Source organism: Ruegeria sp. H3, from assembly GCF_056533095.1.
On sequence record NZ_JBQFOD010000001.1, the window covers coordinates 95,465 to 111,014 of the forward strand.

Genomic DNA, 15,550 nt, shown 5'->3' on the forward strand with positions numbered 1-15,550 from the left:
GGTTTGCTTGCCCTTACGCGCCTGTATTGCTAACCACGCGAGAACTGAGACTTCCAAGACGGGATTTGTGACTTATGACCTCGGAAACCAAAAGCGCCGACATTCAGCTGATTCAGCGCATATTGCCGCATCGCTATCCGTTTCTACTGGTCGACAAGGTGGTTGATATCGAAGGCTATCAATCTGCCATAGGCATCAAGAATGTCACCATGAACGAGCCTCATTTTCAGGGCCATTTCCCCGGTACTCCGATCATGCCAGGTGTCACCATCGTCGAAGCGATGGCGCAAACGGCCGGCGTCATGCTGGGTGTCGGCATGGATGTGATCGACACGGAACTGCTGATCTACTTCATGAGCATCGACAAGTGCAAATTCCGCCGCAAGGTTGTGCCCGGCGACGTTCTGGAGATGCATGTGGAAACCCTGCGTGGCAAGAAAGGCGGAAAGCTGTTCAAGTTCAATGGCCGGGCTACCGTCGATGGAGAAGTCGCCGCCGAAGCCGAGTTCTCGGCCTATGTTGATTGGGACATGGAAAAAACGGCATGAGCGGTGTTCATCCCAGCGCAATCATAGAAGAGGGCGCTCAGATCGGGCAGGGCTGTTCGATCGGCCCGTTCTGCTATGTCGGGCCTCAGGTGCGTTTGGGCGACCGGGTCGAGTTGAAATCGCATGTGGTTGTCACGGGTGACACTTCGGTCGGTGGAGATACGGTCATCTTCAACTTCTCGGTCATAGGTGAGATCCCTCAAGATTTAAAATTCGGGGGTGAAAACACGCGGCTGGAAATCGGCCAGCGCAACAGGATTCGGGAACATGTGACGATCAACACCGGCACCGATGGCGGTGGTGGCGTGACGCGTATCGGTGATGATTGCCTGCTGATGGCGGGCGTGCATGTGGCCCATGACGTTCAGATGGGCGATCGGGTGATCATGGTAAATCACGCGGGCGCGGCCGGTCACTGTGTCATTGAGGATGATGTGATAATCGGCGGGATCTCGGGCCTGCATCAATGGGTGCGGGTTGGTCGCGGCGCCATCATCGGCGCGCTGACCATGGTGCCGAACGACGTCATTCCCTACGGTTTGGTCCAGGCCCCGCGCGGGGAACTGGACGGGCTCAACCTGGTTGGCCTGAAACGGCGGGGCGTATCGCGCGAAGACATCTCGGCGCTGCGGGCTGCGTTCAAGGAACTGACCGGTGGAGAGGGGACGTTTCAGGAACGTGCCCATCGGGCAGGTGAAGGCACCGACAGCGAATATGTCCGGCGCATTGTCGAGTTTGTCACCGGTGACACGGATCGTTCTTTCCTGACACCAAGGAAGTAAGCGCATGCTGGCATTGATCGCAGGCACAGGTGTCTTGCCGGATGAGGTCGTCGCCGCTTTGCCAGAGCGCCCGTTGATCTGCGCGATGGAAGGGTTTGAGCCGGATACGCTAGGACCAGACATCGTGTTTCCGCTCGAACAGCTAGGCAGCTTTATCGCCGAATTGAACGCGCGCGGTGTGACCGAGCTTTGCATGGCCGGGGCAGTTCGGCGACCGCGGGTTGATCCCGCGCGCATTGATGCGGCGACCTTGCCATTAGTTCCGATCTTGCAAAAGGCGATGACCTCTGGCGACGACGGGGCGTTGCGCGCGGTCATCGGTATCTTTGAGGATGCGGGCCTGTCGGTCAAAGCCGCTCATGAGATAGCACCGGACTTATTGCCGTCTGTGGGTTGCCTGACCGAGGCGCAACCATCTGACGCCGATTTGGTCGATGCAGACCGTGCGGCCGGTATTCTACGTGCCATGGGCAGCGCCGATATCGGGCAGGCTTGCGCCGTGTCCAAAGGGCAGGCTTTGGCTGTCGAAAGCATTTTTGGCACCGCCTGGATGTTGCAATCCTTGACCCAACGTCCGGATGCAGGTGGTGGCGTTCTGTTCAAAGCGCCAAAGCCAGCTCAGGATCGGCGGGTGGATTTGCCTGCAATAGGCCCCGAAACCGTGGCCAGCGCCGTGGCAGCCGGATTGACCGGTATTGTCATCGAAAAGGGCGGTGTCATGGTATTGCAGCGCGACCGGGTGATCGCCGAATGCAACCGTCTGGGCCTTTTCCTGTTCGTCCGTGAAAGGGCGGTCTGATGCGCGTCTTTCTGGTCGCCGGTGAACCTTCGGGTGACCGGTTGGGCGGTGCGCTGATGGAAGGGTTGAAGACCCTTGTTCCAAACGTTGAATTCAGTGGAGTTGGCGGGCCATTGATGGAGGCACAGGGCCTGAACAGTCAGTTCCCGATGTCCGAGCTCAGCGTTATGGGCCTTGTCGAGGTCCTGCCCAAGTTCTTTCACCTAAAGCGCCGGATCGCTGAAACCGCGCAGGCGGTTTTGGACACGCAGCCGGATGTGCTGATCACCATCGACAGTCCGGACTTCTCACTGCGTGTGGCCAAGATCGTCAAAGCCGCCAGCGATATTCGCACCGTGCACTACGTGGCCCCAAGCGTCTGGGCCTGGCGTCCGGGGCGGGCGGATAAGATGGCCAAGGTGATTGATCACGTTCTGGCGCTGCTGCCGTTTGAGCCGCCCTATATGGAACGCGTGGGGATGGAATGTGATTTCGTTGGCCATCCCGTGGTGAACGAACCGATTGCCTCTGATCAGGACATCCAGAAATTTCGTGCGGATCATGATCTGGGCAATGCGCCAATCGTGCTGGCGTTGCCAGGCTCCCGGAGAGGGGAGGTCGAACGGTTGGCCCCGATCTTCGGTGCGGCACTAGACGAGTTCCTGACAGATCGTACCGACACCCGCGTCGTGGTTCCGGCGGTTGCGCATATGGTCGATATGGTTTCGGACCACATCAACGACTGGCCTGGTCACCCGGTTGTTGTCGATCCGCGCAAACTGCCCTCGGACGAAGCGCAGAGCCAGAAAAGAGCAGCCTTTGCCGCCGCCGATCTGGCATTGGCGGCCTCGGGTACGGTCTCGTTGGAATTGGCAGCGCAGGCGACGCCCATGGTGATCGCTTACAACCTGAACTGGCTGACCACGCAGATCGCCAAACGTATGGTGAAGCTGGATACGGTCACTCTGGTCAATCTGGTCTCGGACAGCCATGCCGTGCCCGAATGCCTGCTTGAGGATTGTGATCCAACGAAGATCGCGGATTCGTTAAAGCAAGTGGCCGCCGCACCGGACGCTCAGAACCGGGCCATGGCAACGACCATGGAGCGTCTTGGGCGCGGTGGCGAGGCACCGGGTCTGCGCGCAGCAAGGGCCGTTTTGGACAGAATGAACGCGTGATGCTGGATCATGTGATCTTTGCTGCTTCGGCCTTTGCGGCGCAGATATTGACCAATCTCGACAATCTTGCCGCGTTAGTTGCGCTGATGATGGTATCTGGTCCACGTCGCGCCATTGCAGGGTTCCTGTTTGCGCAGATAATCGTGATCACCATCGCTTTCCTACTGGCATTGGGGGTCGATGACGTGGTGCCGCACTGGGCGGGCTATTTGGGATTGATCCCTTTGGGGCTTGGCATCATCGGAATACTCCGTCAATTCCGGGGGGAGGAGATGCAGCAGGCTGCGCGCTTATCTGCAGGCGCGTCGACCTTGGTGACCATGCTGCTGTTTGTCAGTATGTCGATGGATACGTTTGCGGTTCTCGCACCGCTTTTGGCGGACTCCACCCCGAGCTATCGCTTGGCAGGGGTCGCTGGGGCTGTAGCCGCGGCGTTGACCCTAAGTGCGCTCGCACTCTTGGGCGCGCGCGCGCCAATCATGACCGGAGGCTGGGCGCAACGGCTTGAGGCGCTTGTGCCTTACGTAATGATCTGCGCTGGGATCTACATCCTCAGTAACTCATGGACTGACGCGATTTAGTACCCGCGCCAGATCCAGCCACCGCCAAAGATACGGCTGCCTTCATTTGCGTAGAACACACAGGCCTGACCCGGAGAGATCCCTTCCTCAGGCGTCAACAACTCCACCTCGGCGGTCGTGTCGGACAGGGGGCGAATAATCGCCTCGCGCGGGGGGCGGGTCGAGCGGACCTTGACCGACAAGTGCCATTCGCTGCGCGCGGTGAAGGGCTCGTCCCCCAACCAGTTGATTTCGCGCACCGGAATGGTTCTGGTCGCCAGCATTTCTTTGGGGCCGACGACAACCTGTTTCTTGTCCACATCCAGCTTGACCACGTAAAGCGGCTCGCTCAGGCCACCAATGCCTAAGCCCCGGCGCTGACCGATCGTGTAGTGGATCACCCCGTTGTGCTTCGCCAGAACCCGGCCATCGGCATGCACGATCTCACCCGGTTCCGCAGCACCCGGGCGCAGTTTCTCGATCACGCTGGCATAGTCGCCATTGGGCACGAAGCAGATGTCCTGACTGTCGGGTTTGTCCGCCACGGCCAGCCCGTACTGCGCCGCCATATCGCGGGTTGCATCCTTCGAAGGCAGGTGCCCCAGAGGGAAGCGCAGGAAATCCAACTGCTCGGGCGTGGTCGAAAACAGGAAGTAGGACTGGTCGCGGTTCGCATCCTCGGCGCTGTGCAGTTCCGGGCCACTAGGGCCCATCATGCGCTGAATATAGTGCCCAGTGGCCATGCAATCGGCTTCAAGGTCTTTGGCAGTTTCCAAAAGGTCCTTAAATTTCACCCGCTCATTGCAGCGGATACAGGGCACTGGGGTCGCGCCTGCCAGATAGCTGTCGGCGAATTCATCAATCACCGCGTCTTTGAAGATGTTCTCGTAGTCCAGAACGTAATGCGGGAAACCACGCTCTTCGGCCACGCGCCGCGCGTCATGAATGTCGATCCCGGCACAGCACGCGCCTTTTTTGGCCAGCGCCGCGCCATGGTCATAAAGCTGTAGTGTCACACCGACCACGTCATAGCCTTGGTCCGCCAGATAGGCAGCAACGACCGAGCTGTCGACACCACCGGACATGGCAACAACCACCCGCGTTTCCGAGGGCGGTTTGGCAAAGCCAAGCGAATTGAGTTGGGTCTCGGCGGCGAGGGCCATGGCGATTCCGTTCGGATTAAGAAAGACCGGCAGAATATAGGAAAATTCTACACACTCTCAAGGGGCGGTTTCACGCGGCATTAAGTAGGCTGATGTCAGCTTTGTCGCAGCAGGAAAAGGGTAGAAAGATGTATTTGCACAAAGTTGAAGGGCCGCGATCTGTTACCTTGCCGGATGGCTCGGTTCTGTCGCGCGCAGATCTTCCACCCGCTGACACACGACGCTGGGTCGCGTCTCGCAAAATCATTGTTGTGCGTGGCGTTCTTTACGGCCTGATCACTCTGTCGGACGCCAAGAAACGATATGGCATCAGCGATGAAGAGTTCAACACATGGGTATCTGCCGTCGCCGAACACGGAATCGAGGCATTGAAAGTAACAGCCCTAAAAAAATATCGACAACCTAAAGATGAAAGTGAATAAATGATTCAACGGTAACGTCAGATTAACCATTTTTGATCAGGTTTGAATTGAATTGAAGTTTTATGACCTGAATTGGAGCAGTGAAATGAGAATACTTCTTGTCGAGGATGATCCAACCACATCCAAAAGCATCGAATTGATGCTGACGCATGCAAACTTGAACGTATATGCGACGGATTTGGGGGAAGAAGGGATCGATCTGGCAAAACTCTATGATTACGATCTCATTTTGCTGGACCTGAACCTGCCGGACATGAACGGGCATGAAGTACTGCGCCAATTGCGGATCGCGCGGGTGGAAACTCCGATCCTGATCCTATCTGGGGCTGACGATACGGAAAGCAAGATCAAGGGCTTTGGATTTGGCGCGGATGACTATCTGACCAAGCCGTTCCATCGCGAAGAACTGGTTGCCCGTATCCATGCGATTATCCGACGTTCGAAAGGGCATTCACAATCGGTGATCCATACCGGGCGCGTTGCTGTTAACCTGGATGCCAAGACGGTTGAGGTTGATGGCCAGACTGTTCACCTGACTGGCAAGGAATATCAGATGCTGGAGCTGTTGAGCCTGCGTAAGGGCACAACCCTGACAAAAGAGATGTTCCTGAACCACCTTTATGGCGGCATGGATGAGCCAGAACTGAAAATCATCGATGTGTTTATCTGCAAGTTGCGCAAGAAACTCAGCAATGCAACCGGTGGCGACAACTATATCGAAACGGTTTGGGGCCGCGGCTATGTGCTGCGTGATCCGCAATCCGACAGCATGGACGATACCCGTATCGCAGTCGGCGCCTGACATCCGAACACTTGTGCCGCTGTTGGTCCAGGGCGGCACCCACACTCACGGCTCAGCACGTCTGGACCTAGCCGTGGCCTCGCCCTATCACTGATGTCCAAGAAGACGTGACAGGGCGAGGCCATGGGCAATTCAATTCCAACAGCAGACCTGACCGAAGACCAGGCCCGGGCCGAGCTTGCTCAACTGGCCAAGGTGCTTTTGCAGGCCAATCAACTGTATCACGGCGCAGATGCGCCCGAGATTTCGGATGCAGACTACGATGCGCTGAAACGGCGCAATGCCGAAATCGAGATGCGATTCCCACATCTCAAACGCGCCGACAGCCCCAGTGATCAGGTCGGTGCCCGGGCAGCAGACGGGTTTTCCAAGGTCACCCATGCCGTGCGCATGATGTCACTGGGCAATGCGTTCGACGATGAGGATGTGGCCGATTTTGACCGGTCGATCCGCAAATACCTCGGGCTGGATGACGCAGCACCACTCGCCTATACTGCGGAACCCAAGATCGATGGCCTATCCCTTTCGCTGCGCTATGAAAACGGCAAGCTGATTCAAGCGGCTACGCGCGGCGATGGAGAGGTTGGTGAGAATGTCACAGCCAATGCCCGAACGCTGGCCGATATTCCCCAAACCATCGAGAATGCACCCGCTATTTTAGAGGTTCGTGGCGAGGTCTATATGTCGCACGCAGATTTCGACGCACTCAATCAGCGTCAAACCGAAAGCGGCGGGAAGACTTTTGCCAACCCTAGAAATGCAGCGGCCGGGTCGTTGCGGCAGTTGGATTCGGAAATCACCCGCGCGCGGCCGCTCCGGTTCTTCGCCTATGCCTGGGGTGAGGTGTCAGAACCGCTTTCTGATACTCAGAAAGGCGCGATTGACCGCTTAAATGCGTTTGGTTTCTCAACGAATGAGTTAACTCAAGAATGCAAAACCACGGATGAAATGTTGGCCCAGTACCGACAAATCGAAGCACAGCGCGCCACGCTGGGCTATGATATCGACGGTGTCGTCTACAAGGTCAACGATCTGGCGTTACAGGCGCGGTTAGGGTTCCGCTCAACCACGCCCCGCTGGGCGATTGCCCACAAGTTTCCTGCTGAACTGGCCTGGACTCGGCTTGAAGCAATTGACATTCAGGTTGGTCGGACCGGCGCGCTTAGCCCGGTTGCACGATTGCATCCGGTTACGGTGGGCGGCGTCGTTGTCTCAAACGCCACATTGCATAACGAAGATTATATCGCGGGCCGTGACGCCAAGGGCGGTGAAATCCGCGATGGCAAGGATATTAGGGTCGGTGATTGGGTACAGGTGTACCGCGCCGGCGATGTGATCCCCAAGATCGCAGATGTCGACATCTCCAAACGCCCAGATGACGCAGTGCCTTACGATTTTCCAACGCGATGCCCCGAATGCGGCAGCGAGGCAATCCGGGAAGAAGGCGATGCGGTTCGGCGCTGCACAGGTGGCTTGATCTGCCCTGCGCAAGCTGTTGAGAAACTGAAGCATTTCGTCTCGCGCAAGGCGTTTGACATCGAAGGTCTGGGTGCCAAGCAAATTGAGATGTTCTATGACGATCCCGAGTTGCCGATCAAAACGCCGGTCGACATCTTCACGCTGCAACAGCGCGATGCGGGCAATCTGACCAAACTGGCCAACCGCAAAGGGTGGGGCGCGCAAAGCGCGGGCAACCTGTGGGCCGCAATAGATGAAAAACGCAATATCGGGTTCGGGCGTTTGCTGTTCGCTTTGGGCATTCGCCACATGGGTGAGGCCGCGTCGAACCTGATTGCCACTCACTATGGCAGTTGGGCCGAATTCGAAACCGCCGTGATCGCAGCGGCCACCTTCGAGGGACCCGAATGGGAGGACCTGCTGGGTATCGACGGAGTGGGCGAAGTCATGGCCCGCGCGCTGGTTTCGGCCTTTGCACAAGAAGCGGAACGAGCCAGCATCGATGATCTTGTTGCCCAGTTGCAGGTAGAGGAGGCAAAGCGCCCGGATACAACAGGCAGCCCGGTTGCGGGTAAAACCGTCGTCTTCACCGGAACGCTGGAAAAGATGACCCGTGCCGAAGCCAAAGCCCGGGCTGAGGCATTGGGCGCCAAGGTCTCTGGTTCGGTCAGCAAGAAAACCGATCTGCTCGTCGCTGGTCCAGGTGCCGGGTCCAAGGCCAAGAAAGCCGTTGAACTGGGGATCGAAACACTGGATGAGGATGGCTGGCTACAGCTGATTGACGGCGCATGAGTGGACGGCCCGAACAGCTGTTCCCGCTGTTTGCCGGGTTGGAAACGTTAGAGGGTGTCGGCCCAAAAACGGCGCAAGCCATGGCGCAAAGCGGGATCGAAAGCCCGCGCGACGTGCTGTTTGGTCTGCCTTATGCGGTGGTTGACCGGCGTCGGCGCGATACCATTCAAGGTGTTGATTTGCCATCGACTTTGACGGTTGAGGTCACCGTTGGCCCGCACAGACCGTCGCGCAACAAGGGCGGTGCCTATCGCATCCATGTCGAAGACAGTCAGGCCGATTTCCAGCTCGTGTTCTTTCACGCGCGGGGCGATTACCTGAAAAAACTGCTGCCACAGGGTTCGCGCCGTGTGATCTCGGGCAAGCTGGAGCTGTTTGATGGTATGGCGCAGATGGTCCATCCCGATCATATGCTGCCTGTCGAGCAGGCACAGGATATCCCTGAATTCGAACCTGTTTATCACCTGACCCAGGGCGTCACCCAAAAGACGGCCTTCAAAGCCGCCCGCAGCGCTTTGGCGCGCGCGCCAGACCTGGCGGAATGGATCGATCTGGCCCAGGTGGCACAACAGAAGTGGTCAGGTTGGAAGGGGGCCGTCGAGGCGGCCCATAACCCGCAGGGCGCAGATGATGTGGCGGCGTTTTCACCCGCACGAGAGCGTCTGGCCTATGATGAGCTTCTGGCCCATCAGTTGACGCTGGCTTTGGCGCGCCAGATCGAGCGTAAAGCGCGGGGTATCGTCAGCGCTGGAACCGGCGCGTTGCAATCGAGGGTCTTGGGTAGCCTGCCTTATCGCCCAACCAAGGCACAGACCCGCGCCATCGAAGAGATTTCTGTTGATATGGCCTCTGATGCGCGGATGAACCGTCTGTTGCAGGGCGATGTGGGGGCCGGGAAAACACTGGTCGCCTTCATGGCGCTACTGATTGCGGTCGAAGCTGGCGGGCAGGGCGTGATGATGGCCCCGACCGAGATCTTGGCGCGGCAGCATCTGGAAGGATTGCGCCCACTGGCTGAAGAGGCCGGCGTGGTGCTGGAAATCCTGACAGGGCGCGACAAAGGGGCCGAGAGGCGGGCGAAGCTGGCAGCCCTGAAAGCTGGGGATATTCAGATTCTGGTTGGCACACATGCGGTGTTCCAGAGCGATGTGGAGTTTCACGCGCTGCGTCTTGCCATCGTTGACGAACAGCACCGGTTTGGCGTGCGCCAGCGGATGGAATTGTCAGAAAAGGGGCAGGGTGCGGATGTGCTGGTGATGACGGCCACTCCGATTCCACGCAGTCTTGCACTGGCGCAATATGGCGACATGGATGTCTCGGTTCTGGATGAAAAGCCGCCCGGTCGGAAGCCAATCAAGACAGCCATTGTCAGCACGGACCGTATGGATGAGGTTGTCTCGCATTTACGTCGTGCGATTGATGAGGGGCGGCAGTGCTACTGGGTCTGTCCTTTGGTGGACGAATCCGAAGTATCGGACCTGACCGCTGCAGAAGAAAGGTTCAAACGCCTGCGTGCTATTCTAGGTGAAGGAGTTGTGGGTCTTGTTCACGGCCAGATGCCGCCAGCCGAGAAAGACGCGGCCATGGCAGCTTTTCAGAGCGGTGACACCAAAGTTCTGGTGGCCACGACCGTCATCGAGGTTGGTGTAAACGTGCCAAATGCCACGATCATGGTGATCGAACGGGCCGAGATTTTTGGACTGGCTCAACTGCATCAGCTTCGCGGGCGTGTTGGTCGAGGTGATGCGGATTCAACCTGTTTGTTGATGTATCAACCGCCGCTTAGCGAAGGGGGGCGCAAACGATTGGAAGTGCTGCGAGAGACCGAGGATGGCTTTCGTATCTCGGAAACCGATCTGCAAATGCGTGGTGCGGGTGACCTGATCGGGACCGCGCAATCAGGATTGCCAAAGTTTCGCATTGCCGATCTCGAACGGCAGGCCGGGTTGATGGCGGTGGCGCAATCAGATGCCCGCGCGCTGCTGAACCAAGACCCGAAGTTGACCTCGGACCGAGGGAAAGCCGCGCGTGTTCTGCTATGGCTGATGAAACAGGATCAGGCGATCCGTTTGATTTCAGTGGGTTAGGAAAATAATCCCTTAAAGTTCACAAATGTTCTTAAAAAGTTCTTTACTGACTTGAGGAAATATGAGAACAAAAGGTCAACAAAGGATTAAATCTTCGACCGGAGGTGGCCCAATGCTGACCCAGATCAAGACCGCGTTTAGCCGTTCGCACACGACCATCCTGCAGGATGTCGCGGGGGTTGCGTCCTTGGTTGTCATGCTGATGGTTGCCCTTCACCTTCCCGTTGGATTCTAAGCCTTTCTGCCTGCGATCTCGTGCCGATCAACCCGCGCCTGTCATCCCCATTACGATCAAGGGTGACCTGCCTGTCCCAAACCCCTTGAAGGGGCCTTGCCTCGGCCCCGCGCGGCGTTCCGGACCCCACGCGAGACACGCATAGACTGCCGCCGCCCTTTCCGCCCGGAAGGAGCGGCGGTTTTTTTACAGCTGACCAGTTTTCATGATTTCCAGCATGGCTGATAAAACCGAATTGACGGCGACTGAGGCCAGGATCATGCCCATCACGCGACTGATGATGGCAGCCCCGGAATGACCGATCAGACGAATGATCGGCTCGGCCAGCAACATGAGAATAAATGCGATCACGAGCACAGACAGCATGACTAAGGCTGTGATGCCCTGGTCTACTGCGCTGTAGCGGTTGTTGTCGGTCAGAATGACGATCGCCAGCATCGCGCCGGGTGAGGCGAGGGACGGCACCGCCAACGGAAAGATCGCTGGGTTGTGCTTATGGGTTTTGTCGTCTTTGTCATCTTCGGCTGCGCGTTGTTCGATATCCTGCTTGCTTTCACCAAAGATCATGGTCAACGCGAACAGGAATAGAATGATGCCGCCAGCGACCTGAAACGAGTTCAAGCCGATATCCAGCGCTTCGATCAGCAATTGGCCGAAGATGAGGAAGAACAGCAGGACCCCGGCGCTGATCAGTGCGGCCAGAACGGCGACCCGTCTGCGGGCCGATGCCGCAAGACCTGCGGTCACTGCGATGAAAACCGGGATCGTACCGATCGGGTCGATCACGACCCATAGGGTTACAAAATGCTCTAGTAAATTGTCCACATCGAACCCCTCTAACCAGTTGTTGGCGAGGTTAGACGGGAAAGTGTGGAAAAGCTACGCTCAGGCGCAGTTGGCCTGTTCGGCAAGTGCTATGGCTTCGGCCGTGGCGTCCAGACACAGCAGGATCGAGGCGTGACGGTTTTTGTACTCGCGTGCCGGCATCAGAACCTCAAGCCCGTCAAACGGTGCATCCGGAACCGGGCCGTCCTTTTTTAACATCGCTGCAAGCTGATCCCGGGCCGTTTCGATCTGTACGCGCGTCGCGCCGATCACTGCGTCACCCACAACAGAGGCCGAAGCCTGACCCAATGCGCAGGCTTTGACATCCTGCCCAAAAGCACTGACACGCCCATCCTGCATCTTTACATCCACGGATACCGTTGATCCGCACAGAGGTGAGCGCTTTTTCACCGTTGCGTCGGCGTTCTCCAGCCGTTCGAGATGGGGGATATCTGCGGCCAGCGCAAGAATTCTTGCCGAGTACAGCTTTATCAGATCGTTTTCGCCACTCATGGCTTTCCCTCGTTGCGTGTTCCCCATACATAGTGGCCAGCCCTTGGGATGCAAAAGGTTTTTCTGATGACTGATCCAATTGTGTTTGACCCCGCAACCTTGAAATATAATGAGGCGGGGCTGGTTCCAGCCATCGCACAAGACCATGCATCGGGCGAGGTTCTGATGATGGCTTGGATGAACGCGCAAGCGATTGAACGCACCTTGGAAACAGGTCGGGTTACCTATTGGTCAAGGTCGCGGCAATCCTTCTGGATAAAGGGTGAGTCTTCGGGGCATACGCAGGCGTTGATCGATTTCCGCGTTGATTGTGACCGGGATTGTCTGCTGGTTCTGGTTGATCAGAAAGGTCCTGCCTGTCACACGAACCGGCGCAGCTGTTTCTATACCGCCATCCGGGACGGGGATGAGACCGAGTTGATGAAACCGATGGAATAAAGGCCCGCGCTCTGCCTTGAGTGCGCATATTCCTGATTCTAATCAGCGTGGTCAAAGACCAACCATCGCGCGGATGTCTTCGGGGCTTGCACCGTCGGATCTGTATTTCGATATCGCGCGGGCATCGTCTCGTTTCGCCAAGCGCTTGCCTGCGTCGTCACGGATCAAATCGTGGTGGAAGTATTCGGGGACTGGCAGCTCCAGAAGGGCCTGTAGCAGGACATGGATGCGCGTGGCGTCAAACAGATCCTGACCTCGCACAACCCGCGTGATGCCCTGTGCTGCATCATCCAGAACGACGGACAAATGGTACGACGTCCCCATGCCTCGACGAGCGAGGACAACGTCACCGATCGTTGTGATCAACTCTTCCGGCGTAAACTTGACCGTTCCGGTTTCGCCCTTGGGGCCTGTGCCATGTTCGGTGAACTGTCCGGCTATGGCGTCACTGTTAAAAACGTGTTGCGCCGCTTTGGCCATATCCAAGCGCAGCGCTTCGTTTTGTGGGCGGGGTGTATCTTCTGATTTTGGTACGCGGTGCCTACATGTGCCCGGATAGATCACGCCATCAGGGCCCAATAGCTGTGCGCCTTCCTGCGGGGCGCTGACCGCTGCAGCAATATCTTTTCGGTTGCAGCTGCAGGGGTACAGAAAGCCACGCCGCCAGAGTTCATCCAGCGCTGCATCGTAGATTGCCTGACGCTCGGATTGGCGCATGACGGGTTTGGGCCAACGCAGGCCAAGCCATGTGAGGTCGTCATAGATCTGTTCTTCCCAGTGCGGGCGCGATCTGGATTGATCGATATTTTCGATCCGCAATAGGAATTCACCGTCTTCAGACGTCGCCATATCATGGGCCAGCAACGCCGAATAGGCGTGCCCCAGATGCAAAGGACCCGTCGGTGATGGCGCAAAGCGCGTGGTGAATGTCACGTTTTTTCTAGTACATACACGTCGGAGTTCATGTCCAGACCCGGCAAATGAGGACCGTGTTCACGGAACAACAGTCGTGCAGCGCCCATATCCAACCAGTCGTTCAGCCGCGCTGTATACGTGTGATCCGCAAGTGTGTGATCGTTGAAGGAAAACGACAGCATTCCACCTTTGGGCAGCGCGTGCATCAGCATATCCAGCGTTTCAGGCGGGGCTGCACCTGCTCCGATGACACCGATGGCCGTGATCGCAGTATAAGCTTCATTGGTAAGCGGCGCAGGATCGGTGATCTCAAAGCTGGACAGTGTTCTGTAGACGCCTTTGGTTTTTGCAACTGCCAGCATATTGATGGTTGGATCCATGCCGTCGATGACTGCGAAACCGGCATTTCGCAACGCGACCCCTGACAGACCGGTGCCGCAACCATAGTCCAGAACCGGCATCTGAGATTCGGGCTTTTGCGACCAGAGCGCCTGAGCCACGCGATCCGGTGTAGCATAACCTTGCTCGGCCACTTCGGCCTCATAAGTTGCGGCCCATTTTTGGTAGTGGGCCTCAGTCTGTTCGGGGGTTTCCAGATCGTAGGTGCTTTTGAAGAATTCGTCGCTCATATGCCGATGGTAGGCTGAACCTCTACGCTTCGTCCAGTCAGCAAGCGGCTAACCAGTTGTTCCATTCAGTTTTGGCGCGATCTGTGTAGGCTTTGTAACGGTCCTTGCGTCCCCGACGACCGCCTTTCAGGCCGTCGACCGGACGGAACAGGCCGAAATTCACATTCATCGGCTGAAAGGTCTTTGCCTCAGCCCCGCCCGTGATGTGGTGGATCAAAGCACCCATCGCACTGTCTTGCGGCACCTCGGGCAGCGAGTGCCCCAGAATTTCTGCTGCGGCCAGTCGCCCGGCCAGCAGACCCATCGCAGCGCTTTCAACATAGCCTTCGACTCCGGTGATCTGACCGGCAAAGCGGATGTTCGGTTTCGATTTCAAACGCATCTGCCCGTCCAAAAGGGTAGGCGAGTTGATGAACGTGTTCCGATGGATACCACCCAGACGCGCAAAGCTGGAGTTTTCCAGGCCAGGGATCATGCGGAACACCTCGGTCTGGGCGCCGTATTTCATCTTGGTCTGGAAGCCCACAATATTGAACAGCGTGCCCAGGGCATTATCGCGGCGCAATTGCACAACGGCATGCGGTTTTACATCCGGCTGATGTGGGTTGGTCAGGCCAACGGGCTTCATCGGGCCGTGGCGAAGGGTTTCGCGTCCGCGTTCCGACATCACCTCGATGGGTAGGCAGCCGTCGAAATAGCCCGCGGTTTCGCCTTCGTGGAACTCGGTTTTGTCGGCGGCCAGCAGGGCATCGATAAAGGCTTCGTACTGATCGCGGTCCATGGGGCAGTTCAGATAAGCCGTCCGCTCTTCCTCGGTCTCGCCTTTGTCATAGCGAGACTGCATCCAGGCCTGGCTCATGTCGATACTGTCGGCATAGACAATCGGCGCGATCGCATCGAAGAAGGCCAGCGCCTCAGCCCCGGTTTCAGCCTGGATCGCTTTACCCAGAGCCGGCGAGGTCAAAGGACCCGTGGCAAAGATCCAATGCCCATCATCAGGCAGCGTCGTGACCTCTTCATCGGTGACGCTCACGCGGGGATGGGCGCGTAGCTTGGCGGTGACGTCTTCGGCAAACGGATCGCGATCAACCGCCAGCGCACCACCAGCGGGCAGGCGGTGCGCATCAGCCGTGGTCATGATCAGCCCGTTCGCGGCGCGCATCTCCCAATGCAGCAAACCAACGGCGTTTTGTTCATCATCGTCAGAGCGAAAAGAGTTTGAGCACACCATTTCGGCAAGGTTGCCTGTCTGGTGCGCAAAAGTGCCGATAGTGGGGCGCATTTCATGGATAACTACATCCACGCCCATCTCTGCGGCTTGCCATGCGGCCTCGGACCCGGCCATGCCGCCGCCCACGATATGCAAAACTTGTGTCATGCGCTGCCACATAGGGCAGGGGGCAAGTGGACGCAACTCACCCGAAG

General features: G+C 57.6%; 17 protein-coding genes. 11 read left to right on the top strand and 6 right to left on the bottom strand.

The window, feature by feature from the left end:
• Positions 1 to 74: 74 nt before the first annotated feature.
• Genes fabZ through ACR0JE_RS00510 form a run of 5 tightly spaced genes read left to right on the top strand, consistent with a single transcriptional unit; the run spans position 75 to position 3,867 of the window.
• On the top strand, positions 75 to 548 hold the full coding sequence (fabZ, locus tag ACR0JE_RS00490) for a 3-hydroxyacyl-ACP dehydratase FabZ (protein ID WP_480498222.1): 474 nt from the start codon (positions 75 to 77) through the stop codon (positions 546 to 548).
• Positions 545 to 1,330 carry an acyl-ACP--UDP-N-acetylglucosamine O-acyltransferase gene (lpxA, locus tag ACR0JE_RS00495; RefSeq protein WP_480862242.1) on the top strand — a complete coding sequence of 262 codons (786 nt, stop codon included), beginning with the start codon at positions 545 to 547 and terminating at the stop codon, positions 1,328 to 1,330. The genes fabZ and lpxA overlap by 4 nt, the downstream gene beginning before the upstream one ends.
• A gap of 4 nt (positions 1,331 to 1,334) precedes the next feature.
• Complete coding sequence (locus tag ACR0JE_RS00500; RefSeq protein ID WP_480862244.1) at positions 1,335 to 2,129, top strand: LpxI family protein; 795 nt, start codon at positions 1,335 to 1,337, stop codon at positions 2,127 to 2,129.
• Positions 2,129 to 3,286 carry a lipid-A-disaccharide synthase gene (gene lpxB / locus ACR0JE_RS00505; RefSeq protein WP_480862246.1) on the top strand — a complete coding sequence of 386 codons (1,158 nt, stop codon included), beginning with the start codon at positions 2,129 to 2,131 and terminating at the stop codon, positions 3,284 to 3,286. Before ACR0JE_RS00500 ends, lpxB begins: the two co-directional genes overlap by 1 nt.
• The gene (locus ACR0JE_RS00510; protein ID WP_480862248.1) at positions 3,286 to 3,867 is read left to right on the top strand and encodes a cadmium resistance transporter; all 582 of its coding nucleotides are present in this window, start codon (positions 3,286 to 3,288) and stop codon (positions 3,865 to 3,867) included. Before lpxB ends, ACR0JE_RS00510 begins: the two co-directional genes overlap by 1 nt.
• Here the strand turns inward: ACR0JE_RS00510 and mnmA are convergent.
• Positions 3,864 to 5,009, bottom strand: coding sequence for a tRNA 2-thiouridine(34) synthase MnmA (gene mnmA / locus ACR0JE_RS00515; protein ID WP_480862250.1), 1,146 nt, complete (start codon positions 5,007 to 5,009; stop codon positions 3,864 to 3,866). The two genes, ACR0JE_RS00510 and mnmA, sit on opposite strands and share 4 nt — an antisense overlap.
• 128 nt (positions 5,010 to 5,137) lie before the next feature.
• Between mnmA and sciP the strand changes: the two genes are divergently transcribed.
• The 5 genes from sciP to ACR0JE_RS00540 all read left to right on the top strand — a co-directional run bounded on the left by sciP (position 5,138) and on the right by ACR0JE_RS00540 (position 10,805).
• Positions 5,138 to 5,431: a CtrA inhibitor SciP gene (gene sciP, locus ACR0JE_RS00520; protein WP_480541548.1), complete on the top strand. Its 294-nt coding sequence runs from the start codon at positions 5,138 to 5,140 to the stop codon at positions 5,429 to 5,431.
• An 85-nt stretch (positions 5,432 to 5,516) separates the two neighbouring features.
• Positions 5,517 to 6,233, top strand: a complete 717-nt coding sequence (ctrA, locus tag ACR0JE_RS00525) for a response regulator transcription factor CtrA (RefSeq protein ID WP_480549277.1) — start codon at positions 5,517 to 5,519, stop codon at positions 6,231 to 6,233.
• 123 nt (positions 6,234 to 6,356) lie between these two features.
• Positions 6,357 to 8,483, top strand: coding sequence for an NAD-dependent DNA ligase LigA (gene ligA, locus ACR0JE_RS00530; protein WP_480862252.1), 2,127 nt, complete (start codon positions 6,357 to 6,359; stop codon positions 8,481 to 8,483).
• On the top strand, positions 8,480 to 10,570 hold the full coding sequence (recG, locus tag ACR0JE_RS00535) for an ATP-dependent DNA helicase RecG (RefSeq protein ID WP_480862254.1): 2,091 nt from the start codon (positions 8,480 to 8,482) through the stop codon (positions 10,568 to 10,570). Before ligA ends, recG begins: the two co-directional genes overlap by 4 nt.
• 112 nt (positions 10,571 to 10,682) lie before the next feature.
• The gene (locus tag ACR0JE_RS00540; RefSeq protein ID WP_353007504.1) at positions 10,683 to 10,805 is read left to right on the top strand and encodes a hypothetical protein; all 123 of its coding nucleotides are present in this window, start codon (positions 10,683 to 10,685) and stop codon (positions 10,803 to 10,805) included.
• 186 nt (positions 10,806 to 10,991) lie between these two features.
• Here ACR0JE_RS00540 and ACR0JE_RS00545 read toward each other — a convergent pair whose 3' ends face one another.
• Both ACR0JE_RS00545 and ACR0JE_RS00550 read right to left on the bottom strand, forming a co-directional pair.
• Complete coding sequence (locus tag ACR0JE_RS00545) at positions 10,992 to 11,630, bottom strand: MarC family protein (RefSeq protein ID WP_480862256.1); 639 nt, start codon at positions 11,628 to 11,630, stop codon at positions 10,992 to 10,994.
• A gap of 60 nt (positions 11,631 to 11,690) precedes the next feature.
• Positions 11,691 to 12,143: an iron-sulfur cluster assembly scaffold protein gene (locus tag ACR0JE_RS00550; protein WP_480862258.1), complete on the bottom strand. Its 453-nt coding sequence runs from the start codon at positions 12,141 to 12,143 to the stop codon at positions 11,691 to 11,693.
• A 48-nt stretch (positions 12,144 to 12,191) separates the two neighbouring features.
• On the opposite strand from ACR0JE_RS00550, the gene hisI reads away from it, so the two are divergent.
• Positions 12,192 to 12,581 (top strand): phosphoribosyl-AMP cyclohydrolase, encoded by a 390-nt coding sequence (gene hisI, locus ACR0JE_RS00555; protein ID WP_480549270.1) that lies wholly within the window; start codon positions 12,192 to 12,194, stop codon positions 12,579 to 12,581.
• Between the two features lie 51 nt (positions 12,582 to 12,632).
• Here the strand turns inward: hisI and gluQRS are convergent, their stop codons facing one another.
• From gluQRS to trmFO, 3 genes are read right to left on the bottom strand one after another with little or no spacing between them, the layout of a single operon-like run.
• Positions 12,633 to 13,514 (bottom strand): tRNA glutamyl-Q(34) synthetase GluQRS, encoded by an 882-nt coding sequence (gene gluQRS, locus ACR0JE_RS00560; protein ID WP_480862260.1) that lies wholly within the window; start codon positions 13,512 to 13,514, stop codon positions 12,633 to 12,635.
• On the bottom strand, positions 13,511 to 14,125 hold the full coding sequence (locus ACR0JE_RS00565) for a class I SAM-dependent DNA methyltransferase (RefSeq protein ID WP_480862262.1): 615 nt from the start codon (positions 14,123 to 14,125) through the stop codon (positions 13,511 to 13,513). Before ACR0JE_RS00565 ends, gluQRS begins: the two co-directional genes overlap by 4 nt.
• A 37-nt stretch (positions 14,126 to 14,162) precedes the next feature.
• Positions 14,163 to 15,503, bottom strand: coding sequence for a methylenetetrahydrofolate--tRNA-(uracil(54)-C(5))-methyltransferase (FADH(2)-oxidizing) TrmFO (trmFO, locus tag ACR0JE_RS00570; RefSeq protein WP_480541531.1), 1,341 nt, complete (start codon positions 15,501 to 15,503; stop codon positions 14,163 to 14,165).
• Positions 15,504 to 15,550: the final 47 nt, after the last annotated feature.